The organism is Staphylococcus aureus (genome assembly GCF_001027105.1).
GTDB lineage: Bacteria > Bacillota > Bacilli > Staphylococcales > Staphylococcaceae > Staphylococcus > Staphylococcus aureus.
In genome coordinates, this window is sequence record NZ_CP011526.1 from 1,090,617 (window position 1) to 1,113,760 (window position 23,144).

24 protein-coding genes are annotated in these 23,144 nt (G+C 31.8%); 18 read left to right on the plus strand and 6 right to left on the minus strand.

The genetic code is table 11. The features are described from left to right. Positions 1-321 precede the first annotated feature (321 nt). The gene (locus tag AA076_RS05500) at positions 322-3,774 is read left to right on the plus strand and encodes a pyruvate carboxylase (RefSeq protein ID WP_000809524.1); all 3,453 of its coding nucleotides are present in this window, start codon (positions 322-324) and stop codon (positions 3,772-3,774) included. Between the two features lie 139 nt (positions 3,775-3,913). On the opposite strand, the gene AA076_RS05505 is transcribed toward AA076_RS05500, so the two are convergent. Further along, positions 3,914-4,825 carry a COX15/CtaA family protein gene (locus AA076_RS05505; protein WP_000467123.1) on the minus strand — a complete coding sequence of 304 codons (912 nt, stop codon included), beginning with the start codon at positions 4,823-4,825 and terminating at the stop codon, positions 3,914-3,916. A 439-nt stretch (positions 4,826-5,264) separates the two neighbouring features. On the opposite strand from AA076_RS05505, the gene cyoE reads away from it, so the two are divergent. From cyoE to AA076_RS05530, 4 genes are all read left to right on the plus strand, one after another. After that, complete coding sequence (gene cyoE / locus AA076_RS05510; RefSeq protein ID WP_000031401.1) at positions 5,265-6,176, plus strand: heme o synthase; 912 nt, start codon at positions 5,265-5,267, stop codon at positions 6,174-6,176. Between the two features lie 24 nt (positions 6,177-6,200). Next, a complete protein-coding gene (locus AA076_RS05515) occupies positions 6,201-6,662 on the plus strand; it encodes a DUF420 domain-containing protein (protein WP_000538766.1) in 462 nt (153 codons plus the stop codon). 326 nt (positions 6,663-6,988) lie between these two features. Continuing rightward, on the plus strand, positions 6,989-8,026 hold the full coding sequence (locus tag AA076_RS05525) for a CAP-associated domain-containing protein (RefSeq protein WP_000733409.1): 1,038 nt from the start codon (positions 6,989-6,991) through the stop codon (positions 8,024-8,026). A gap of 15 nt (positions 8,027-8,041) precedes the next feature. Continuing rightward, positions 8,042-8,476, plus strand: coding sequence for a YlbF/YmcA family competence regulator (locus AA076_RS05530; RefSeq protein ID WP_000606480.1), 435 nt, complete (start codon positions 8,042-8,044; stop codon positions 8,474-8,476). A 62-nt stretch (positions 8,477-8,538) separates the two neighbouring features. Here AA076_RS05530 and AA076_RS05535 read toward each other — a convergent pair whose 3' ends face one another. Continuing rightward, positions 8,539-9,465: a lysophosphatidylglycerol phospholipase D gene (locus AA076_RS05535; protein WP_000757569.1), complete on the minus strand. Its 927-nt coding sequence runs from the start codon at positions 9,463-9,465 to the stop codon at positions 8,539-8,541. Between the two features lie 238 nt (positions 9,466-9,703). Between AA076_RS05535 and AA076_RS05540 the strand changes: the two genes are divergently transcribed. Continuing rightward, entirely contained in the window at positions 9,704-9,958 is a 255-nt protein-coding gene (locus tag AA076_RS05540; RefSeq protein ID WP_001049150.1) for a YlbG family protein, read from the plus strand. Positions 9,959-9,960: 2 nt separating this feature from the next. Here AA076_RS05540 and AA076_RS05545 read toward each other — a convergent pair whose 3' ends face one another. Next, on the minus strand, positions 9,961-10,350 hold the full coding sequence (locus AA076_RS05545; protein WP_000814565.1) for a DUF7147 family protein: 390 nt from the start codon (positions 10,348-10,350) through the stop codon (positions 9,961-9,963). 69 nt (positions 10,351-10,419) lie between these two features. Here AA076_RS05545 and rsmD point away from each other — a divergent pair, with 69 nt between their 5' ends. Both rsmD and coaD read left to right on the plus strand, forming a co-directional pair. Then, on the plus strand, positions 10,420-10,962 hold the full coding sequence (gene rsmD / locus AA076_RS05550; protein WP_001263796.1) for a 16S rRNA (guanine(966)-N(2))-methyltransferase RsmD: 543 nt from the start codon (positions 10,420-10,422) through the stop codon (positions 10,960-10,962). Between the two features lies 1 nt (position 10,963). After that, positions 10,964-11,446, plus strand: coding sequence for a pantetheine-phosphate adenylyltransferase (gene coaD / locus AA076_RS05555; RefSeq protein WP_000401377.1), 483 nt, complete (start codon positions 10,964-10,966; stop codon positions 11,444-11,446). A gap of 61 nt (positions 11,447-11,507) precedes the next feature. On the opposite strand, the gene AA076_RS05560 is transcribed toward coaD, so the two are convergent. Next, positions 11,508-12,647, minus strand: a complete 1,140-nt coding sequence (locus AA076_RS05560) for a nucleotidyltransferase (protein ID WP_000843611.1) — start codon at positions 12,645-12,647, stop codon at positions 11,508-11,510. A gap of 126 nt (positions 12,648-12,773) precedes the next feature. On the opposite strand from AA076_RS05560, the gene AA076_RS05565 reads away from it, so the two are divergent. Further along, positions 12,774-13,331 carry a YceD family protein gene (locus AA076_RS05565; protein WP_000872158.1) on the plus strand — a complete coding sequence of 186 codons (558 nt, stop codon included), beginning with the start codon at positions 12,774-12,776 and terminating at the stop codon, positions 13,329-13,331. Positions 13,332-13,410: 79 nt separating this feature from the next. Continuing rightward, positions 13,411-13,584 (plus strand): 50S ribosomal protein L32, encoded by a 174-nt coding sequence (gene rpmF, locus AA076_RS05575; protein WP_000290472.1) that lies wholly within the window; start codon positions 13,411-13,413, stop codon positions 13,582-13,584. 153 nt (positions 13,585-13,737) lie between these two features. Here rpmF and isdB read toward each other — a convergent pair whose 3' ends face one another. Together isdB and isdA are read right to left on the minus strand one after the other, a co-directional pair. Beyond that, entirely contained in the window at positions 13,738-15,675 is a 1,938-nt protein-coding gene (gene isdB / locus AA076_RS05580; protein WP_001041586.1) for a heme uptake protein IsdB, read from the minus strand. A gap of 202 nt (positions 15,676-15,877) precedes the next feature. Beyond that, a complete protein-coding gene (gene isdA / locus AA076_RS05585; protein WP_000160859.1) occupies positions 15,878-16,930 on the minus strand; it encodes an LPXTG-anchored heme-scavenging protein IsdA in 1,053 nt (350 codons plus the stop codon). 208 nt (positions 16,931-17,138) lie between these two features. On the opposite strand from isdA, the gene isdC reads away from it, so the two are divergent. From isdC to AA076_RS05625, 8 genes are all read left to right on the plus strand, one after another. Further along, entirely contained in the window at positions 17,139-17,822 is a 684-nt protein-coding gene (gene isdC, locus AA076_RS05590) for a heme uptake protein IsdC (RefSeq protein WP_000789821.1), read from the plus strand. After that, complete coding sequence (gene isdD, locus AA076_RS05595; protein WP_001246698.1) at positions 17,822-18,898, plus strand: iron-regulated surface determinant protein IsdD; 1,077 nt, start codon at positions 17,822-17,824, stop codon at positions 18,896-18,898. The genes isdC and isdD overlap by 1 nt, the downstream gene beginning before the upstream one ends. Then, the gene (gene isdE / locus AA076_RS05600; protein ID WP_001220199.1) at positions 18,895-19,773 is read left to right on the plus strand and encodes a heme ABC transporter substrate-binding protein IsdE; all 879 of its coding nucleotides are present in this window, start codon (positions 18,895-18,897) and stop codon (positions 19,771-19,773) included. The genes isdD and isdE overlap by 4 nt, the downstream gene beginning before the upstream one ends. 12 nt (positions 19,774-19,785) lie before the next feature. Next, positions 19,786-20,751, plus strand: a complete 966-nt coding sequence (gene isdF, locus AA076_RS05605) for a hemin ABC transporter permease protein IsdF (protein ID WP_000594530.1) — start codon at positions 19,786-19,788, stop codon at positions 20,749-20,751. A gap of 61 nt (positions 20,752-20,812) precedes the next feature. Then, positions 20,813-21,547: a class B sortase gene (gene srtB / locus AA076_RS05610; RefSeq protein WP_001242429.1), complete on the plus strand. Its 735-nt coding sequence runs from the start codon at positions 20,813-20,815 to the stop codon at positions 21,545-21,547. Between the two features lie 18 nt (positions 21,548-21,565). Further along, on the plus strand, positions 21,566-21,889 hold the full coding sequence (gene isdG, locus AA076_RS05615) for a staphylobilin-forming heme oxygenase IsdG (protein WP_000670950.1): 324 nt from the start codon (positions 21,566-21,568) through the stop codon (positions 21,887-21,889). A 36-nt stretch (positions 21,890-21,925) separates the two neighbouring features. Beyond that, positions 21,926-22,033 carry a hypothetical protein gene (locus AA076_RS14790; RefSeq protein WP_001788617.1) on the plus strand — a complete coding sequence of 36 codons (108 nt, stop codon included), beginning with the start codon at positions 21,926-21,928 and terminating at the stop codon, positions 22,031-22,033. Between the two features lie 239 nt (positions 22,034-22,272). Then, the gene (locus AA076_RS05625) at positions 22,273-23,013 is read left to right on the plus strand and encodes a TrmH family RNA methyltransferase (protein WP_000435374.1); all 741 of its coding nucleotides are present in this window, start codon (positions 22,273-22,275) and stop codon (positions 23,011-23,013) included. Positions 23,014-23,144 lie beyond the last annotated feature (131 nt).

Genomic DNA, 23,144 nt, shown 5'->3' on the forward strand with positions numbered 1-23,144 from the left:
ACTAAATGTGGTGGCGAAATTAGAATCATGATGATAAGATAAAGTTATCGCTATTGATAATAAATGTTGATGTTTTGCAATTTTATTTTTAATTTTTTAGAGTTGTAGAAATCGAAAATGTTTCACAACAAAAACGTGAACTACCTGTTGTTGCATAGTCATTTTTGAAATTATTATTTCTGAAGCGGAGGTTTTAATTGTCTCAAGAATGTTAAATTTTGAAAATTTGAAACATAACTATAGCAAAACAGAGCGCTTTAAGATAAAATTTTATTATCTAATTAGTTAGAAAATTCTAATAGTTTGAGGAGTGTATCGCTATTGAAACAAATAAAAAAGTTACTTGTTGCTAACCGTGGAGAAATTGCAATTCGTATATTCAGAGCGGCGGCAGAATTAGACATCAGCACAGTTGCAATTTATTCGAATGAAGACAAAAGTTCATTACATAGATATAAAGCAGATGAATCCTATTTAGTTGGAAGTGATTTAGGTCCTGCTGAAAGTTATTTAAATATTGAGCGTATCATTGATGTAGCAAAACAAGCGAATGTGGATGCGATTCATCCTGGCTATGGATTTTTAAGTGAAAATGAACAATTTGCGCGTCGTTGTGCAGAAGAAGGAATTAAATTTATTGGTCCTCATTTAGAACATTTAGATATGTTTGGAGATAAAGTTAAAGCTCGTACAACGGCTATCAAGGCAGATTTACCAGTTATTCCTGGTACAGACGGTCCAATTAAATCATATGAATTAGCAAAAGAATTTGCAGAAGAAGCTGGTTTCCCGCTAATGATTAAAGCCACAAGTGGTGGCGGCGGTAAAGGTATGAGAATCGTTCGTGAAGAAAGTGAATTAGAAGATGCTTTCCATAGAGCAAAATCAGAAGCTGAAAAATCATTTGGTAATAGTGAAGTTTACATAGAAAGATACATTGATAATCCAAAGCATATTGAAGTACAAGTCATAGGTGACGAACATGGAAATATCGTACACTTATTTGAACGTGATTGTTCAGTACAACGTCGTCATCAAAAAGTTGTAGAAGTTGCACCATCAGTTGGATTATCATCAACATTACGTCAACGTATTTGTGATGCTGCAATTCAATTGATGGAAAATATTAAATATGTCAATGCAGGTACTGTTGAATTTCTAGTATCTGGTGACGAATTCTTCTTTATAGAAGTTAACCCTCGTGTACAAGTAGAGCATACAATTACAGAGATGGTAACAGGAATTGATATTGTTAAGACACAAATTTTAGTTGCAGCAGGTGCCGATTTATTTGGTGAAGAGATTAATATGCCGCAACAAAAAGATATTACAACATTAGGCTATGCCATCCAATGTCGTATTACAACAGAAGATCCGTTAAATGATTTCATGCCGGATACTGGAACAATCATTGCTTATCGTTCAAGCGGGGGCTTTGGTGTACGTCTTGATGCTGGAGATGGTTTCCAAGGTGCTGAGATATCACCTTATTATGATTCATTACTCGTAAAATTATCTACACACGCGATATCATTTAAACAAGCAGAAGAAAAAATGGTACGCTCATTACGAGAAATGCGTATTCGTGGTGTTAAAACTAATATTCCATTCTTAATTAATGTAATGAAGAATAAAAAGTTCACAAGTGGTGATTACACAACTAAATTTATTGAAGAAACACCAGAACTTTTCGACATTCAGCCGTCTCTAGATAGAGGTACTAAAACATTAGAATATATAGGTAATGTAACAATTAATGGTTTCCCAAATGTTGAGAAACGTCCGAAACCAGACTATGAATTAGCATCAATTCCAACTGTATCTTCAAGTAAAATCGCTTCATTTAGTGGTACGAAACAATTGCTTGATGAAGTAGGTCCAAAAGGTGTAGCTGAATGGGTTAAAAAGCAGGATGATGTCTTACTAACAGATACAACCTTTAGAGATGCACACCAATCATTATTAGCTACACGAGTTAGAACTAAGGATATGATTAATATCGCATCCAAAACAGCGGACGTATTTAAAGATGGTTTCTCACTAGAAATGTGGGGCGGTGCTACATTTGATGTGGCATATAATTTCTTGAAGGAAAACCCATGGGAACGACTTGAACGTCTACGTAAAGCTATTCCAAATGTATTATTCCAAATGTTGTTACGTGCTTCAAACGCAGTTGGTTATAAAAACTATCCTGATAATGTTATTCATAAATTCGTACAAGAAAGTGCTAAAGCAGGCATAGATGTCTTTAGAATTTTCGATTCATTAAACTGGGTAGATCAAATGAAAGTTGCCAATGAAGCAGTACAAGAAGCGGGCAAAATCTCAGAAGGTACTATTTGTTATACAGGTGACATTTTAAATCCTGAGCGATCAAACATTTATACTTTAGAGTATTATGTCAAACTAGCTAAAGAGTTAGAACGTGAAGGTTTCCATATTTTAGCGATTAAAGATATGGCAGGCTTATTAAAACCTAAAGCCGCTTACGAATTGATTGGTGAGTTAAAATCAGCTGTAGATTTACCAATTCATCTTCACACTCATGATACAAGTGGTAATGGTTTATTAACATACAAACAAGCAATAGATGCTGGTGTCGATATCATTGATACTGCTGTTGCTTCAATGAGTGGTTTAACAAGTCAGCCAAGCGCCAATTCGTTATATTATGCATTAAATGGCTTCCCACGCCACCTTAGAACTGATATTGAAGGTATGGAGTCACTTAGTCATTATTGGTCAACTGTACGTACTTATTATTCAGACTTTGAAAGTGATATCAAATCACCGAATACTGAAATTTATCAACATGAAATGCCTGGTGGACAGTATTCGAATTTAAGTCAACAAGCTAAAAGTTTAGGTTTAGGCGAAAGATTTGATGAAGTCAAAGATATGTATCGCAGAGTGAATTTCTTATTTGGTGATATCGTAAAAGTAACACCATCGTCTAAAGTAGTTGGTGATATGGCACTTTATATGGTACAAAATGATCTTGATGAACAATCCGTGATTACAGATGGCTATAAATTAGATTTCCCAGAATCAGTAGTGTCGTTCTTCAAAGGTGAAATAGGACAACCTGTAAATGGTTTTAATAAAGATTTACAAGCGGTTATTTTAAAAGGCCAAGAAGCACTAACAGCTCGTCCAGGTGAATATCTAGAGCCAGTTGATTTTGAAAAAGTCCGTGAGTTGCTTGAAGAAGAGCAACAAGGTCCTGTTACGGAGCAAGATATTATTAGTTATGTACTATATCCAAAAGTATATGAACAATATATTCAAACTAGAAATCAATACGGAAACTTATCGTTACTTGATACGCCTACATTCTTCTTTGGAATGCGTAATGGTGAAACAGTAGAAATCGAAATCGATAAAGGTAAACGATTAATTATTAAACTAGAAACGATTAGTGAACCAGATGAAAATGGTAATAGAACGATTTACTATGCGATGAATGGTCAAGCGAGACGTATTTACATTAAAGATGAAAATGTGCATACAAATGCGAACGTTAAGCCAAAAGCAGATAAGAGTAATCCAAGTCATATCGGTGCTCAAATGCCAGGTTCAGTAACTGAAGTCAAGGTTAGTGTAGGTGAAACTGTGAAAGCTAATCAGCCGTTGCTAATTACTGAAGCTATGAAAATGGAAACAACAATTCAAGCACCATTTGACGGTGTGATTAAACAAGTAACTGTAAATAATGGTGACACAATAGCGACAGGCGATTTATTAATCGAAATTGAAAAAGCAACTGACTAAAATGATTAAAATAAAACGAGATTACACAACAATTGACGTGTAATCTCGTTTTTACATGGCTTAGGTTTAATTTTAAATATTGATATAAAAAACCGTAATTTTAATGGGCGTGCCATTAAAATTACGGTTTGCTTTTTTGTTATTGCTTGTCACTTCTTACTGATCGTAACATTAGCATGATAAAGTATGTTGTCATACCAAATAAATAAGTGATAAATAATGCATGGAAAAGTGCGATTATCAGGTTAACATTTGTCATAATAGATAATGCACCTGTGATAACTTGTAATATAACAAGTATAAATGCAGCTGTATAACCATAATGAACAGTACGGTTATTTGGATAATTTTTAACAGCGTGAATATAAGTAATCATAATAATCGTAAACACTATAAAAGCCATGATACGATGCGTGAGTTGAACCCAATCTTGTTCTGAATGTGGTACAAGATCGTGGAATGGCAATGGCCAACCACCATATGCTAAACTTGCATCCGCATGTCTCACTAGTGCACCAGTATAAACACCACAATAAATGATGATTGCCATTAACCATGTTAAACGTCTTAATGGCTTTTTGATATATAATTCGTCAGCTTCATATTTTTGATCTATAGAGAAAATAATCAATGTTATTAAAAATACAGATGAGAAACTGATTAATGATATACCAAAGTGCAATGCTAAAACGTAATCGTTTTGTTGCCAAATAACAGCAGCAGCTCCGATTAATGCTTGCAATAATAAGAATCCAACACTAATGATTGATAAAGGTTTAATTTCTTTAATATAGCCTATATGTTTCCATGCAGTGATAACTAACCATAAGACCATTAATAAAGACAAAGCTGAAACGGCTCTATGACTTAACTCAATAATCGTATCAATAGGAAAGAATTCTGGAATCAACGCACCATGACATAGTGGCCAAGAAGAACCACAACCATCAGCTGATCCGGTTTTGGTAACTAAGGCTCCACCAAGTTGTACAAATGTCATCATTAACGTTGCTACGACACCTAACCATTTTAAATTCTTTTTGCCAAACAATTTATACACCCCATCATAAAAAAACGCATCACTGAGAATTAGAATTAATAGCCGGATTTGAGATGATACTATAAATAGACCTGATTGTAGGATATGAAAAGATGGGATCCAACGCAGGAAATATGATTTAATTTTACAAGTATTGTATGTGGACGACATAAAAAGAACTTAATCGTAATGATTTTTTTATTGGGATAATTATGTAATCCACGTTTACTCAAATTTGAAGCTTAAATATTAATCTCTTTTAGATGCATGATTCTACTTATTAAAATTTTCTAACATATACATTATAGCAATAAATTAAATGTTATTTGTGTCACAAAATTGACATTTTCTCTTGTCGTTAATTTGTCACAATTTAATTTTATTAAACCTAGTCTTTTTATGCAATCTAAGATATCATAATCTTATATGAACAAATTTAAGGAGGGGGATTATGAGCAAAGAGCATACTTTGTCACAAAATATTAGCAGAGTTAACTTCAAAGAATTGCAACAGATAATTAAAATGGGACTTGTTCAAGGTAACTTAATTCCGGCTTTTGCGGGCGCATGGCTAGCAGTTGTAATGACAAATCATTCCTTCTTATCATCAATACCTCAAATTTTATTAATGCTATTTGGATCTACTTTAATTATGGGTGGCGCATGTGCGTTAAATAATTATTACGACCAAGATATTGATCGTATTATGCCTAGTAAACAAAATAGACCAACTGTAAATAATAGAATTACAGATCAAAATTTATTACTATTAAGTTTTGGTATGATGTTAGTTGGAGAAATTTGTTTGTTTTTATTGAATATACCATCAGGCGTACTTGGTCTTATGGGGATTGTAGGTTATGTGTCTTATTACTCAATATGGTCTAAAAGACATACAACATGGAACACAGTGATTGGGAGTTTTCCTGGAGCAGTACCACCACTAATTGGATGGGTTGCAATTGAAGGACAAATTAGTTTAACAGCGATTGCGCTGTTTTTAGTTGTATTTTGTTGGCAACCAATTCATTTTTATGCCTTAGCTATTAAACGTAAAGATGAATATGCACTTGCAAATATTCCAATGTTACCATCAGTTAAGGGCTTTAAACGTACACGTGTCAGTATGTTTATCTGGTTGATTATTTTATTGCCAGTACCTTTATTACTAATAAATTTAGGTGTCGTATTCGTAGTGTTAGCTACATTATTAAATTTAGGATGGATTGCATTAGGTTTAACAACATTTAAGAAAAATTCAGATCAAACAAAATGGGCAACACAAATGTTTATATATTCACTAAATTATTTAGTGATCTTTTTCGTGTTAGCTGTGATTGTTTCATTACTTACTTTGATCTAGATTAATTAAGTTAGGATGAAAAATATGGGCGTTCCAATTTTACCAACGATTAGTACGACATGTATTGTCATTAGTGCAATTTTAATTGCCATTGGTTGGAGACTTATTTGGAAAAGGGAAATAAATAAACACAAAAATGTTATGTTAGCTGCAGCTGTTTTTGCTTTAACTTTTTTCTTAATCTATGCAAGTAGAACGATTTTTATCGGTAATACAGCATTTGGCGGACCAGCATCAATTAAGAAATATTATACGATTTTCTTATTTTTCCACATTAATTTAGCAACAATTGGTGGTATTCTAGGCCTAGTTCAAATTATTACTGCATTTAAAGATAAATATAATGTACACCGCAAATTCGGGCCATTCGCTTCAGTTATATGGTTCTGTACTGCAATTACAGGTGTAGCAGTTTACTTATTATTATATGTATTATATCCAGGTGGAGAAACGACATCACTGATTAAAGCAACATTTGGTCATTAATATGCTTATACAAATGATACTAATCTGATAAGGCAATTTGTTTTATCAGGTTTTTTGATGAAGAATAGTCGGACAGTTGATGGTATTCATTTGATACCTTAACTGTCCATTTTTTTATACATATTTTAATCTTAATAATGAAATTCAACCTGAAAACATAAAGATAGGTTATGATATAGAGTGTAGGGAAAATCTTTATGACGTTAAAATTATGCCTGAAGATGATTTTGTTTTATCGAAACGACACAGTTATGTCAGTGTTGAAAATTTGCTAATTAATGTGTTGTTTTTTACAATAGTATTAATACTTTTTAGGTGGTTGATTGATGAAAAAGTTAATTATAAGAGTCGTCGGTGTATTATTTTTAGTTGGATTTTTAATATATCTTTTTTATTCACCGAGATTAAAATTTGATGTATTAGAGAACCCGAATAAAGGTAATAAAGTAAATAGATCTGAACAGGTGAATAAATCAAATAACCATGCTGAAAATCCAAAGCCTAAAGAAGGTGTTGGTACATGGGTAGGTAAAGATATTAAAGTGCTTACTTCTAAATTTGGACAAGCAGATCGTGTCTACCCTTTTAGAGATGGTTACAAAAATTATGTGTTTAAAGACAAAAACAGTTATTACATTGTTTCAACTAAACGTGAAGAAATCGTTTCAGTGTATGCTACAGGTGAGAAAGTCAATGTTAGTCCGTTAAAAATAGGACAACATTCTGCAGAAATTTTTAATCATACAAGTATTAATCCAGAACCGTCCTTTAAAGTTGATGGTAAAAAATATGAATTTGAACTTTCAGATGAAGATTTAAAAACACAAACACTGATTAAATATGGCGACATATATGCACAAGTGTATTCTGATCAACAATCGAAAAAGGTGCTAAGTGTACGATTTTTAACAAAAGAAATGTTAGCAGATATTGAACCTTATCAATTAAATTCTAATTCTACGTCAGAAGAGCATAATAAGCGTCCAGTTGAGCAAAATCCAAATCAATTAATTTCTCTTTATGAAGTAACGAATGAAATGAGAAAATTAAAAGGATTAAAACCATTGAAAATCAATAGCGATTTAGCACATATTGCATCTAATAACTTATATGAAGCGACCTCTAATGGTTCTGATAGTGTTGAATTTACAGAGGACGCATTAAGAGGGCAATTAGATAAAAATCACGTTACTTATAAAACAACTGCTCAAAATGTTGGTTATGCGTTTAATGATGTACCAACATTAATCCATAGTTGGATGAATTCAGATATACATCGATCTCGTCTATTAAATTCAAAATACGATGAGATGGGTGGAGATGTAATGAGAGATTATTATTCACTAATTTTCTTAGAAAAATAACAATGAGGGGTATTTATGATTAATGAAGCTTCACTAGCGATATTAGATGATATTGATGAACTAGCTGATATGATAGTTGCATCAGATATTTATGCATCATTTGAGCAAGCTAAACAGGCGCTCGAAAACAATGACGAAGCACATTTACTTTATCAATCATTTTTAAAATCAAAAGAGAAATATGATGAAGTAATGCGATTCGGGAAATATCATCCTGATTATAAGAAAGTTATGTTAGAGACAAGACAACGCAAAAGAGCATATGAGATGCTTGACGTTGTGATGCATTACAAAGCTAGGGAAATGGCACTTCAACATTTAATAGATGAAGTTGTTACGAAAATTGCGTACGCTGTTTCAGAACATGTCAAAATAGAAACAGGTAATCCATTCTTTCAAACATCACATAGTGGTTGTGCGACGGGCGGATCCTGTAATTGTTCATTATAAAAAACATCGAGTCAGAAAAAGGTGGTTATTGAAACCACTAACTAGCATCTGACTCGATGTTTTTATTTATTCGGGATTGTTTGTTTGAATTGTTGTGCTAAATCTGGTCGATCTGTCACAATCGTGTGTGCACCTTTTTGGTATAAATCATTCATCAGATTTATACTATTTACGCCATAATAGCCTGGAATGATATTCATATCATTTAACCATTTGATAAAACGAGATGAAGTCAAATCAATGCCTTTAAAATGAGTAGGCATTTGGAACGTTTGTGCTAATGGTTGGTAGTACCTACCACCTAATAAATGATATTTTAAAAATGCTTCTGTAACTTCCTGTTGGCTAGCACCAATTGCGACGGATCCTTGTGCAATTTTATTAAAACGAACGATTTGTTCTTTATAAAAACTTGTCACAAGAACGCGGTCAAATGCTTGATTTTCTGCAATTGTATCAAACATAATTTGTGGTGCGATTGAGCCTTCATAGGATTCAGGAGCATCTTTTAAGTCTACGTTTATATACATATCAGGATATTGCTTCAGCAACTCATCGAAGGTTAGTATAGCTGTGTGTGCATGACCACGATATGGTGTTAGTCCATTGATATCTTTGAAGTGATAAGCTGCGTCTAATTTCTTTAATTCTGCTAATGTATGGGCACTAACTTTTCCAGAGCCGTTCGTCGTTCTATCAACAGTTGCGTCATGAAAAACGATAAGCTGTTGATCTTTTGTGAGTCTCACATCTGTTTCAAAGCCATCAACGCCTAATTGTTTAGCATAGTCAAATGCAAGTTGCGTTTGCTCTGGTCTTAAAGCCATACCACCGCGATGCGCAAATATATATGGTGCATTGCCTTTGAAAAAAGCAGGGATGGTTTGCTTTTTAGTAATCACTTTATTTTTATTGATCATTAATAGACTACTTAAAAATCCAGCACCGACTAGTACCGCATTTAAAATGTTTCTGTTTACTTTTTTCATAAAAAATTCCTCCTCGTTTACTTTTATAGCTTAACAAATTCATAGTTCTGACTACAGCGAAATGTGTGGTTAATCATATAGTGATGCTCTTGAGAATTGAATTAATATAATGATGTTTAATATAATCTAAATACATTTATCGAGCAATTACATAAGACATAATTAAGGTAGCTTAATATTTTAAAATTAATAAAGACATGATATGATTAATGCTGAAAATAAATGGAGTGAGGTTTAAATGAATTTAATCCCAAGAACTAGTATTGTAGTTTATTTAAAACATATGAAACATGAACGACAAATCCGAAAATATGGACATATCGTTCATTCAAATAGAGATCGTAAATTTGTAATTATGTATGTGAATGAGCAAGATGTTGATCAAATTGTACATAAACTAATGCAACTTAAATACGTTAGACACATTGATGGCTCACCATATAAATACTTAAAGAAAACTTACGAAAAAGAGAAACACGAAATATATAATTAATATTATTGAAGTTCTGGTATCCATTTTTGGAGCCTTAACACACTAATTAAATAATTATAATATAACGATAAATCATGAAATGCTTGAGGGGGCTGTACATCGATACCTAAAATTGGTATGTCGAATTTTTCAGCACAATCATTTATCATTTGAAACTTTTTATTTGAATCTGGATATGGATATTTAATAGCGTTTATCATGATATAAAATGCTTGGAAATGATTGCCAGTTGTAGGGTTCATAATGATTGCTACAGATGACTTTTTATTTTCAGCTTGTGGTGAATGAAAATAGATAATTTTATCAATACGTTGATGGTTATATTCAATCATCGTCATGAATTCGAACAAATCTGTTAGACCTTCACCAAGTGTAATAAATGTTTGTTTCATTGGTTTATCATTCTCCTTTTTCTCAATAAATTATATTAAATAACTAAATGAATTGGAAGTGTGAACAACATGCGCGTCATTGCAGGTAAACATAAAAGTAAAGCTTTAGAAAGTATGGAAGGCCGTAATACGAGACCAACTATGGATAAAGTTAAAGAAGGTATCTTTAATAGTTTATATGATGTGTCAGGTATAGGTTTAGATTTATTTGCAGGAAGCGGGGCGCTTGGAATAGAAGCACTCTCTCGAGGTATGGATAAGGTAATCTTTGTTGATCAAAATTTTAAAGCTGTAAAAGTTATTAAATCAAATCTTGCGAATTTGGATTTAGAGGCACAATCTGAAGTTTATAAAAATAATGCAGATAGAGCTTTAAAAGCATTGTCAAAACGTGATATTCAATTTGATGTCATTTTCTTAGATCCACCTTATAATAAAGGTCTCATTGATAAAGCTTTAAAACTAATTTCAGAGTTTAATTTATTGAAAGAAAATGGTATCATCGTTTGTGAATTTAGCAATCATGAAGAAATAGATTATCAACCGTTTAATATGATTAAACGTTACCATTATGGGTTGACAGACACATTGTTATTAGAAAAGGGAGAATAGCATGGAACATACAATAGCGGTCATTCCGGGTAGTTTTGACCCCATTACTTATGGTCATTTAGACATTATTGAGAGAAGTACAGATAGATTTGATGAAATTCATGTCTGTGTTCTTAAAAATAGTAAAAAAGAAGGTACGTTTAGTTTAGAAGAGCGTATGGATTTAATTGAACAATCTGTTAAACATTTACCTAATGTCAAGGTTCATCAATTTAGTGGTTTACTAGTCGATTATTGTGAACAAGTAGGAGCTAAAACAATCATACGTGGTTTAAGAGCAGTCAGTGATTTTGAATATGAATTACGCTTAACTTCAATGAATAAAAAGTTGAACAATGAAATTGAAACGTTATATATGATGTCTAGTACTAATTATTCATTTATAAGTTCAAGTATTGTTAAAGAAGTTGCAGCTTATCGAGCAGATATTTCTGAATTCGTTCCACCTTATGTTGAAAAGGCATTGAAGAAGAAATTTAAGTAATAAAAATAACAGTATTTTAGGTTTATCATGGTTTACAATCCTAAAATACTGTTTTCATTTGTTAACGATATTGCTGTATGACAGGCGTGTTGAAATCTGTTTGTTGTTGCCCGCTTATTGCATTGTATATGTGTGTTGCTTTGATTTCATTTGTGAAGTAATGTGCATTGCTTTTGTTAATATTGGTTATATATTGTCTTTCTGGGAACGCTGTTTTTAAATGCTTTAAATATTGTCTGCCACGGTCGTTCATCGCTAATACTTTAACTGCGTGAATGTTACTCGTAACATCTGTAGGTTTAATGTTTAATAATACATTCATTAACAGTCTTTGGATATGCGTATATGTATAACGCTTTGTTTTTAGTAATTTTACAAAATGATGAAAATCAGTTGCTTCATAAATGTTAGATTTCAAACGATTTTCAAAACCTTCAGTAACAGTATAAATATTTTTTAATGAATCTGTAGTCATAGCTATGATTTGATATTTCAAATATGGAAATATTTGATTTAATGTTATATGAGGTGTTACGTACAAGTGTTGAATATCTTTAGGTACCACATGATGCCAATGATCATCTTGACTAATGATTGATGTTCTAATAGATGTACCACTTGCAAACTGATGGTGTTGAATTAATGAATCATGATGTTGAGCATTTTCTCGTTTGATAGAAATTGCATTGATGTTTTTAGCATTTTTAGCAATTGCTTTCAGGTAACTAATACCAAGTATGTTGTTAGGACTTGCTAGTGCTTCATGATGCTCTAATAATTCGCTAATGATACGAGGGTAGCTTTTACCTTCTTTTACTTTTTGTGAAAAGGATTCAGATTGTTCAATTTCATTAATGCTGTGTGCTAATTGCTTTAATGTTTTGATATCATTATTTTCACTACCAAATGCAATTGTATCGACACTCATATAATCTGCGACTTTAACTGCTAGTTCGGCAAAATGATCGCCAGATGATAAACTGGCAGTTGCTGGTAGTTCGATAACTAAATCAGCTGTTGATAATGCCATTTTTGCACGAGTAAACTTATTATAGATTGCTGGTTCGCCACGCATGACAAAGTTACCACTCATTATTGCAATAGTAACGTCAGCATTTGTAAGTTTTTTAGATTGATTAATATGATATTGATGCCCATTATGAAAGGGATTATATTCTGTGATTAAGCCAACGCTTTTCATTTGCAATTCGTCCTTTCGGTATTCATTATTAATATTGTAACAGAACATGATATGTTAAGAAAAAATCTTGACAACTTGTTCTTAGAAAGTTAAAATAAATTTTGTGCTTGTTAGAGGTGAAGCCATATGAAATGGTCAATTACGCAATTAAGGAAATATCAAGGTAAGCCATTTGAATTTGATCAAACGGTGAGTTTTGACAATTTAAAAGAATCATTAGATTTAATTGATTTATCTCCAATTACAATCCAAGGTCAGTTAACCATTAAGTCAACAGAAGTCGTTGCGGATATTCACATTACTGGAACGTATACAATGCCTTGTGCACGTACTCTTGTACCAGTAAAAGTCCCACTAGATGTAACTACTACAGAAGTATTTGATTTAGAAGGGTACAATCAGTATAACGATGATCAAGATGATGTAGATGAACACTATCACATTATTAAAGATGGTATGGTTAATCTTCAGGATATTGTCGAGGATATAGTTATTATTGAGAAACCAATGAGAGCTTATTCAGAGCAAAGTGACCAAATGTTGACAGTAGGTAATGGTTGGGAAGTAATCGATGAGGATCAATTAGATGAGCTTGCTAAACAGCAAGAACAAGATGATTCAGAATCACGACAAGTTGATCCAAGGCTTCAAAAATTACAACAATTATATGATAAAGAGCAATAAGTAGTTTAATTAATGATATAATGTTGTTAATTAAACTAACATTTAGTATTTTTCGTTTATAATCTAAGGAGGATATATCATGGCAGTACCAAAAAGAAGAACTTCTAAAACTAGAAAAAACAAACGTCGTACGCATTTCAAAATTTCAGTACCAGGTATGACTGAATGCCCAAACTGTGGCGAATACAAATTATCACACCGTGTATGTAAAAACTGTGGTTCTTACAATGGCGAAGAAGTAGCAGCTAAATAATTTTAGTTACTCAATATAAAAAGTCCCGCTTAAAATGATTGTTTTAAGTGGGACTTTTTATATTGCGAAAAATAATTGGCGAACGAGGTAACTGGATACCTCATCCGCCAATTAAAATTTGTTAATTTAATAATTAAATATAAAGACGATTTATTAGTTTTTACGTTTTCTAGGTAATACGAATGCAACGATGCTACTTAAAGCTAATAATGCCATTAATGGTAATGTCATATCTTTATTTGATTCTTCACCAGTTTGTGGTAATGATTTTGCTTTATTTTCTTGTGTATTTTTATTGTTTTGGCTTTGAGTGTGTCCATCATTTGTGTTTTTAATGTTTGCTTTTTGTAATGGAGCACTATCTTTTGCTTCGCTAGAACCTGCTGAAGTTTGAACAACATCTTTTGTTGTTTTTGATGAAGCAGTTGTTGGTTTTGCAACATTTTGAGTCGTAGATACTACCTTAGTTGGAGTTGTACTACTTGATTCTACTTCACCTTTAGTTGGTTTTGTAGCAGGCGTTTTGTCTTTACCTGACTCACTAGATGCGTCATTTTCTTTTTCAACACTTGGTAATTGTTTATTGTCATCTTTTTGGCTGTCTTGTTTTTGTGATTCTTTTTCAACAGGTGATGGTGTTGGTTTGCTAGGCGTAGCTGGAGTAGCTTCCTTCTTAGCTGAGTTATCTTGTTGTTCTTTTTTGTTAGATTTATCGGTATTGGCTTTTGTAAATGCTTCTTTATCAACGATTCTGACATGGTATTGTCCATCATAATCAATCGTTTTTACGTGAACTTTAACGATAGCATCATATAGAGTTTTACCTTCAACATATGGGAAAATAATTGTTCTAGTATTATTTTTAGCATCTTTGCTTATAGTTCTAACACGTTGACCTTCAACCATGAAATCTTTCCAGTAATCGTCATTAGTAGTTTCCATGACCATATATTTTTTGCCGTTAAGCATACCTGTTTTAATAGGGTGTTTAACAAAAGTATCCATCATAGATTCGTTATTCTCAACACTTTCATAAACAACATATTTTGTATCTTGTAAATCAGTCATTTTTTCATTTGTTGGTTGTACATTTTGGAATTCAGTAATAGCTGATTTCACTTGCTCATCTAAAGCTTTCTTTGTATCCTCTAATTTCTTCTTGTACTCAGCCTTTAATTTTTCAGGAAGTTTATCTTGAATTTTATTTAATTCATAAACTTGTCTTTCTAGTGTTTTCGCTTTTTTATATGGCGCTAATAATTTTTCAGCTTTATAATCTTCTTCAGTTTTGAATTTATCTGCACTGTTATAAATTGGTTGTGCGAATTCCATTAATGTGTAATCGTATTTTTCTTCTTTGTTATTGAAGTGTGTTGAACTAACAATTTTAACAGCTTTTGTTCCGTTTGATACAGAGAAGCGAATGTAAGCATAATCTTTAACAGTATCGTATGATACTAATTTAATTGGCAACTTTTTGTCACCTTCATAAACTTCAAATTTTCTCCAAAATTGACCTGATTGTAATCCTAATTCAATTTCTGGTTTTGAATCAGTGAAAATAACTCTAGCAGGTTTAACAGAACTTGCATAATGATAAAACTGTTGAGTTCCATCTTTCTTTTTCATTTCAAAATCAATTGGACGAGAGTTTGGTGCGCTATGATCTTTGTCTTTTATTGCAGGGTTTTTAATCGCTTCTCTAAGTTCCTGATTCAAAATAGGATATGTATTGTTAGTGGCTTTTGCTGCTGGTTTAACTTCTTTTGTTTCCTTAGGGGCTTTAACTTCTTTAACTTCTTTAGCTTCTTTTGTTTCAGAAGTAGGGGCCTCAACTTCTTTATTAGATACTGAGACAGCATTAGCTACTGGTTTAGTTTCTGGAGCTTTTTCAGATGTTGTTGTTGGACTTGCAACTGCTTCAGTTTTTGGTTGTGCTTCTGTATTTGTACCACCTGTTTCTTCAGCTGCTGCTTGTGCTTCGCCATTTGACATTAATAATAAAAGTGTACTAATTGCTACAGATGCAACGCCTAGTGATGACTTTCTAATTGAATAAAATGATTTAAATTCTTTTTGCTGTTTGTTCATGTTGTAGAAACAACTCCTAATTGTATATTATCAACTGATAATCATTATCAATTGATTACTTGTATTGTACATTGAAATGTTAGTTAATTGCAACGTTATTTTATAAAAAAATAACCTATGTTATAGATTATGAAATATCTATGACATAGGTTAAATAAAATTTAAAATAAAAAATATATTAAGTTATGAGTGTGACGATGATTTATTTAGATTCTTTTCTTTTGAAAAGTAATAAAGATAATGAACCTAAAAGGGCAAGTGTTGCGAAGGCAACTGTGCTAATAAAGTTATCAACTGAAGTTAAACCAGTTTTTGGTAATTCTTTAGCTTTAGATGCTTGTTTAGGCGTTTCGTTATGTTTTGTAACTTTGTTAGTTTGTTGTGATTTATTATCACTTACAGCTTGATTGTTGCTTTCAGATTTCGCTGTTGCAACATCTTTAACAGGTGTTTGAACTTTATTTTGTTCTTGAGCAGTTTGTGCTGTTTTAACTGTATGAGCAGTTTGTGTTTTAGTTTGATCTTTTGTTGTGTCAGTACTTACAACTTTAGTAGAGTGATTGTCTTCAACTTTGCTTGTTGTAGTTACAGTAGGTTTAACTTTTTCAACTTTAGGTTGAACTGGTTTAGTTTGCTCAGTAGGTGTTTTAGGTTGAGCTGGTTTTGGTTGAACCGGTTTAACATTGTTTGGTTTTGCTGCGTCAGCTAATGTAGGAATTGCTTTTTCAAATTCCAAATGCGTAGTATATCTATGATTGTAATTAATTTGTGGCACGACAATATGTACTTTAGTAGTTAAGCTCTTATATCCAGGTTCAACTGCAACATTGATTGTTCTAGTATCCGCTTTTTTATTATCGTTAACAACAGTTGTTGCTAATTCTTGATTGTTTGCATTGTAAAATTTGTATTCTTTCCAGAATGATGCATTGTTTAACACGGTTTGGAAATAATATTTATTATTTTGTTTAATTACTTTACCAGGGTGTTGCATATAGTCATCCATGTGTGACTTCTCTGAAGAGCCATCTTTTTGCACTTGGAAATTAATTGGTTGTGATGTTGCTTGAGAAACTTGTGTGCTTTGATTATTAGTTGCGTTCGTAGCTTCTGTTGCCGCATTGACTTGTTGGCTGTCTGCGCCTATGTATACAAGGGAACCTAAAATGATAGATGCTGTACCCATTGTAATCTTTTTCATAGCTGATGAACGTTGTTCTGATTGATACTTACTGTTTAAATAATGTTTTGTCATGTTGTTTTCCTCCTAAGGATACAAATTATGTGTTGTTATATGAGATGATTAACCATTGCAATTGATAATGGTTATCAATTATACTAGCACATCTATTTTCGTATAACAATAATAAATTGATTATAAAATAAATATTGACAATGATAATCATTATTATTTATGATTTTACTAAAGACTTAAAAGCAATCATAAAAAGGAGGATTATGTTTTGAAAAATATTTTAAAAGTTTTTAATACAACGATTTTAGCGTTAATTATCATCATCGCGACATTCAGTAATTCTGCAAATGCCGCAGATAGCGGTACTTTGAATTATGAGGTTTACAAATACAATACCAATGACACGTCAATTGCTAATGACTATTTTAATAAACCGGCAAAGTACATTAAGAAAAATGGTAAATTGTATGTTCAAATAACTGTCAACCACAGTCATTGGATTACTGGAATGAGTATCGAAGGACATAAAGAAAATATTATTAGTAAAAACACTGCCAAAGATGAACGCACTTCTGAATTTGAAGTAAGTAAGTTGAACGGTAAAATAGATGGAAAAATTGACGTTTATATCGATGAAAAAGTAAATGGAAAGCCATTCAAATATGACCATCATTACAACATTACATATAAATTTAATGGACCAACTGATGTAGCAGGTGCTAATGCACCAGGTAAAGATGATAAAAATTCTGCTTCAGGTAGTGACAAAGGATCTGATGGAACGACTACTGGTCAAAGTGAATCTAATAGTTCGAATAAAGACAAAGTAGAAAATCCACAAACAAATGCTGGTACACCTGCATATATATATGCAATACCAGTTGCATCCTTAGCATTATTAATCGCAATCACATTGTTTGTTAGAAAAAAATCTAAAGGCAATGTGGAATAATGAGAAATGTTAAACAAATTGCTACAAAATCTATTATAGCTATTATTAGCTTAGGTATACTTACATATACAACAATGATTGGTAGCGTGTTGGCTGATGAGATAAAATATCCATCAGCCAAATTTAATCAACCTGAAGCAAAAGATAAAACAGAATTAACTACATCAATTTTTGATGAAAAGATAAAAGAGAATAAAGCGTTAGAGTTACTAATTTTTAATCAAGAAAATAAAAATGTAACTGAGGAACAACAACTAGTTGACGAAAAGGCGCAATTGATTTCAGATATGACTGGTAAAATTTACTTGCAAGTAAAGCTAAAAGGTCAAATAGATAAAGAACAACTTGTTTTTCAAAATGACAAAAATGAAGAATTTCCTTTTGTTATAAAAGATGAAAAGGATGACACAATAGTAAGAATTTTAATTGAACAGCATATGGATAAAATCAATATGCATGTTAAAACGTTGGCTGAAAAGAAAAATCTAGATAACAAAGAAATGGTGTATTCTATTCATTTTAAAGAGAAAAAAGTACAACATGATGATGCAAAAGAAGTGCCTTCAAAACATCAAAATCAAGAAAATAATCAAGATCAGCTTAAAAAAGATATTGATGACAAAAAAGATAGTCAAAAATCAGATACTAAGGAAAGACGTACTAGCCTTTTTACTGAAAAAGGATTAAATGATATTCCTGTACAAAAAGATAAAGTGCAACAAGACAGTAATAAAAAGATTGAAAATGAGCGACCTAAAGCATCAGGTACATTAAAAGTTGAAAATAGCCCTCCAACAATAAAAAAGGTTGAAAATAATCACAAAGAGCAACCGAAACATAAAGATGAAAAATCAAAAAAGGAAAAGAAAAAAGTAGTTGAAAAAGAAAAAGCGTTACCAGCTTTTAATAGAGATGATGATAGCAAGAATAGTAGTCAATTATCTAGTGATATTAAAGAACTTGATGAACCAAATCATAAAAAGCAATATATGTTATTTGCAGCTGGCATTGTGTTAGCAACTATTTTACTTATTTCGGCACATTTATACAGCAGAAAGAGAGGTAACCAAGTTTGAGAATCATAAAGTATTTAACCATTTTAGTGATAAGCGTCGTTATCTTAACCAGCTGTCAATCTTCCAGTTCTCAAGAATCAACTAAATCCGGCGAATTCAGAATCGTACCAACAACTGTTGCATTGACAATGACATTGGACAAATTGGATTTACCAATTGTCGGCAAACCCACGTCATATAAGACATTGCCTAATCGTTATAAAGATGTACCGGAAATTGGTCAACCAATGGAGCCGAATGTTGAAGCTGTTAAAAAGTTAAAACCAACACATGTTTTGAGTGTGTCAACGATTAAAGATGAAATGCAACCATTTTACAAACAATTAAATATGAAAGGCTACTTTTATGATTTTGATAGTTTAAAAGGGATGCAAAAGTCGATTACACAATTAGGTGATCAATTTAATCGTAAAGCACAAGCAAAAGAATTAAATGACCATTTAAATTCTGTAAAGCAAAAAATTGAAAATAAAGCAGCTAAACAAAAGAAACATCCCAAAGTATTAATATTAATGGGTGTACCGGGTAGCTATTTAGTAGCAACTGATAAATCATATATTGGTGATTTAGTTAAAATAGCAGGTGGAGAAAATGTTATTAAAGTGAAAGATCGTCAATATATTTCGTCTAATACTGAAAATTTGTTGAATATCAATCCAGATATTATTTTACGATTACCACACGGAATGCCTGAAGAAGTTAAGAAAATGTTTCAAAAAGAATTTAAACAAAATGATATTTGGAAACATTTTAAAGCTGTGAAAAATAATCATGTTTATGACTTAGAGGAAGTGCCATTCGGTATTACAGCAAATGTTGATGCTGATAAGGCAATGACTCAATTATATGATTTATTTTATAAGGATAAAAAATAGTGAGTTGATATGATGATAAAAAATAAAAAGAAACTACTATTTTTATGTTTGTTAGTCATTTTAATCGCAACTGCTTATATTTCGTTTGTAACCGGTACAATTAAATTGTCATTTAATGACCTATTTACAAAATTTACAACTGGTAGCAATGAAGCAGTGGATTCAATCATTGATTTGCGATTGCCACGTATATTAATTGCATTGATGGTTGGCGCAATGTTAGCAGTTTCTGGAGCATTATTACAAGCAGCACTACAAAATCCTTTGGCAGAGGCGAATATCATTGGCGTTTCCTCAGGTGCACTTATAATGAGAGCACTTTGTATGTTGTTTATTCCACAATTGTACTTTTACTTACCATTATTAAGTTTTATTGGAGGTTTAATACCATTTTTAATAATTATATTGTTGCATTCTAAATTTAGATTCAATGCTGTAAGTATGATATTAGTAGGTGTTGCGTTATTCGTATTATTAAATGGTGTTTTAGAAATTTTAACTCAAAACCCTTTAATGAAAATTCCTCAAGGCTTAACAATGAAAATATGGAGCGACGTATACATATTAGCAGTATCAGCATTATTGGGATTAATATTAACATTACTATTGTCCCCTAAATTGAATTTACTAAATTTAGACGACATACAAGCGCGAAGTATCGGTTTTAATATTGATCGTTACAGATGGTTAACAGGTTTATTAGCAGTATTTTTAGCAAGTGCAACTGTTGCGATTGTTGGACAACTAGCCTTTTTAGGTATTATTGTGCCACATGTGGTTAGAAAGCTAGTTGGGGGCAATTACAGAGTACTTATTCCGTTTTCTACAGTTATTGGTGCATGGCTATTGTTAGTGGCTGATTTATTAGGACGAGTGATACAGCCTCCTTTAGAAATTCCAGCCAATGCTATTTTAATGATTGTCGGTGGTCCAATGCTAATTTACTTAATTTGTCAAAGTCAACGAAATCGAATCTAAAACGGTACAACAACTGGTTTAGTGATGACTGAAGAAACGTCGTTAATAAAAGAGGATTTTTATGAGAATGAAGCGATTTTTAACTATTGTACAAATTTTATTGGTTGTAATTATTATCATTTTTGGTTACAAAATTGTTCAAACATATATTGAAGACAAGCAAGAACGCGCAAATTATGAGAAATTACAACAAAAATTTCAAATGCTGATGAGCAAACATCAAGAACATGTGAGACCACAATTTGAATCACTTGAAAAAATAAATAAAGACATTGTTGGATGGATAAAATTATCAGGAACATCATTAAATTATCCAGTACTACAAGGTAAGACAAATCACGATTATTTAAATTTAGATTTTGAGCGAGAACATCGACGTAAAGGTAGTATTTTTATGGATTTTAGAAATGAATTGAAGAATTTAAATCATAATACTATTTTATACGGGCACCATGTCGGTGATAATACGATGTTTGATGTGTTAGAAGATTATTTAAAGCAATCGTTTTATGAAAAACACAAGATAATTGAATTTGACAATAAATATGGTAAATATCAATTGCAAGTATTTAGTGCATATAAAACTACTACTAAAGATAATTACATACGTACAGATTTTGAAAATGATCAAGATTATCAACAATTTTTAGATGAGACAAAACGTAAATCTGTAATTAATTCAGATGTTAATGTAACGGTAAAAGATAGAATAATGACTTTATCAACGTGCGAAGATGCATATAGTGAAACGACGAAAAGAATTGTTGTTGTCGCAAAAATAATTAAGGTAAGTTAAACAGAAAAGAGGATAATTATGAAATTTATGGCAGAAAATAGGCTGACGTTAACAAAAGGAACAGCAAAAGATATTATAGAACGATTTTACACGAGACATGGGATTGAAACATTAGAAGGCTTTGATGGCATGTTTGTTACACAAACTTTAGAACAAGAAGATTTTGATGAAGTGAAAATTTTAACAGTTTGGAAATCAAAGCAAGCTTTTACGGATTGGTTAAAATCTGATGTCTTTAAAGCAGCGCATAAACATGTTAGAAGTAAAAATGAAGATGAAAGTAGCCCGATTATAAATAACAAAGTAATTACATATGATATAGGCTATAGTTACATGAAATAATTGAATTTAAAGAGGTTGCAGTACTTGTTATGACAATTGGTATTGTTAGCTTTTGTAACGACCATACATGATACCGATGATGGTCGTTTTTTTAATGAACACAAACATGCTAACAACAAATTGCTAAAACATAGTTTGATTTGAATGTGCTTTGAAAATAATCATCAATTATATCATTTTGATTTATTTTGAAGAAGAAAAGAATTAATAATGATATTTTGGGGCGTATGATTTATAGTAGTAGTATCGATAAAAGAAATTTATACAATTTGAAATATTATGAGTGATAAAAGCGATTAATTAATATTAACTATACAATCAAATGTTTTCATCTTATTAATGATTAATATTTTTATTTTTAAAAATAAAGCGAGGAGCTATCAATGGAACAAATTACTTCTGCACAAAATAATAGAATTAAACAAGCGAACAAGCTAAAAAAGAAACGTGAGAGGGATAAAACTGGATTAGCTTTAATTGAAGGTGTGCATTTAATTGAAGAAGCTTATCAAAGTGGAATTGTAATTACACAATTATTTGCAATTGAACCGGCAAGATTAGATCAGCAAATTATCGCATACGCGCAAGAAGTTTTTGAAATAAACATGAAAGTTGCTGAATCTTTATCAGGTACAGTGACACCACAAGGGTTTTTCGCAATCATTGAGAAGCCGCATTATGATATTTCTAAAGCACAACAAGTATTGCTCATCGATCGTGTTCAAGATCCTGGAAATTTAGGCACATTAATTAGAACTGCGGATGCTGCTGGAATGGATGCTGTAATAATGGAGAAGGGTACGACAGATCCTTATCAAGATAAAGTGTTGCGAGCGAGTCAAGGTAGTGTTTTCCATTTGCCAGTTATGACACAAGATCTCGATACGTTTATTACTCAATTTAATGGTCCTGTTTATGGTACAGCACTTGAAAACGCAGTGGCATACAAAGAAGTTACTTCAAGTGATTCTTTTGCATTACTATTAGGTAATGAGGGAGAAGGTGTTAATCCTGAATTATTAGCACATACTACACAAAATTTAATCATACCTATTTATGGTAAAGCTGAAAGTTTAAATGTAGCGATTGCAGGTAGTATTTTACTTTATCATTTGAAAGGTTGACCGTGTTGAAAGTTTTCCGATATAATTATAATTAATTGTTTAACAGAACATTTCTACGTGAATGCATACACAATTGAATATAAACCAATAAAAAGGCATGGACATTTATATAAATAATTGTTTTAGGGAGA

Excerpts from the sequence above, each read along its gene's own strand:
- cyoE (WP_000031401.1), top strand. The coding sequence starts at position 5,265 with ATGAGCAAAGAGCATACTTTGTCACAAAATATTAGCAGAGTTAACTTC.
- AA076_RS05515 (WP_000538766.1), top strand. The coding sequence starts at position 6,201 with ATGGGCGTTCCAATTTTACCAACGATTAGTACGACATGTATTGTCATT.
- AA076_RS05525 (WP_000733409.1), top strand. The coding sequence starts at position 6,989 with ATGAAAAAGTTAATTATAAGAGTCGTCGGTGTATTATTTTTAGTTGGA.
- AA076_RS05530 (WP_000606480.1), top strand. The coding sequence starts at position 8,042 with ATGATTAATGAAGCTTCACTAGCGATATTAGATGATATTGATGAACTA.
- AA076_RS05535 (WP_000757569.1), bottom strand. The coding sequence starts at position 9,465 with ATGAAAAAAGTAAACAGAAACATTTTAAATGCGGTACTAGTCGGTGCT.
- AA076_RS05540 (WP_001049150.1), top strand. The coding sequence starts at position 9,704 with ATGAATTTAATCCCAAGAACTAGTATTGTAGTTTATTTAAAACATATG.
- AA076_RS05545 (WP_000814565.1), bottom strand. The coding sequence starts at position 10,350 with ATGAAACAAACATTTATTACACTTGGTGAAGGTCTAACAGATTTGTTC.
- rsmD (WP_001263796.1), top strand. The coding sequence starts at position 10,420 with ATGCGCGTCATTGCAGGTAAACATAAAAGTAAAGCTTTAGAAAGTATG.
- coaD (WP_000401377.1), top strand. The coding sequence starts at position 10,964 with ATGGAACATACAATAGCGGTCATTCCGGGTAGTTTTGACCCCATTACT.
- AA076_RS05560 (WP_000843611.1), bottom strand. The coding sequence starts at position 12,647 with ATGAAAAGCGTTGGCTTAATCACAGAATATAATCCCTTTCATAATGGG.
- AA076_RS05565 (WP_000872158.1), top strand. The coding sequence starts at position 12,774 with ATGAAATGGTCAATTACGCAATTAAGGAAATATCAAGGTAAGCCATTT.
- rpmF (WP_000290472.1), top strand. The coding sequence starts at position 13,411 with ATGGCAGTACCAAAAAGAAGAACTTCTAAAACTAGAAAAAACAAACGT.
- isdB (WP_001041586.1), bottom strand. The coding sequence starts at position 15,675 with ATGAACAAACAGCAAAAAGAATTTAAATCATTTTATTCAATTAGAAAG.
- isdA (WP_000160859.1), bottom strand. The coding sequence starts at position 16,930 with ATGACAAAACATTATTTAAACAGTAAGTATCAATCAGAACAACGTTCA.
- isdD (WP_001246698.1), top strand. The coding sequence starts at position 17,822 with ATGAGAAATGTTAAACAAATTGCTACAAAATCTATTATAGCTATTATT.
- isdF (WP_000594530.1), top strand. The coding sequence starts at position 19,786 with ATGATAAAAAATAAAAAGAAACTACTATTTTTATGTTTGTTAGTCATT.
- srtB (WP_001242429.1), top strand. The coding sequence starts at position 20,813 with ATGAGAATGAAGCGATTTTTAACTATTGTACAAATTTTATTGGTTGTA.
- isdG (WP_000670950.1), top strand. The coding sequence starts at position 21,566 with ATGAAATTTATGGCAGAAAATAGGCTGACGTTAACAAAAGGAACAGCA.
- AA076_RS05625 (WP_000435374.1), top strand. The coding sequence starts at position 22,273 with ATGGAACAAATTACTTCTGCACAAAATAATAGAATTAAACAAGCGAAC.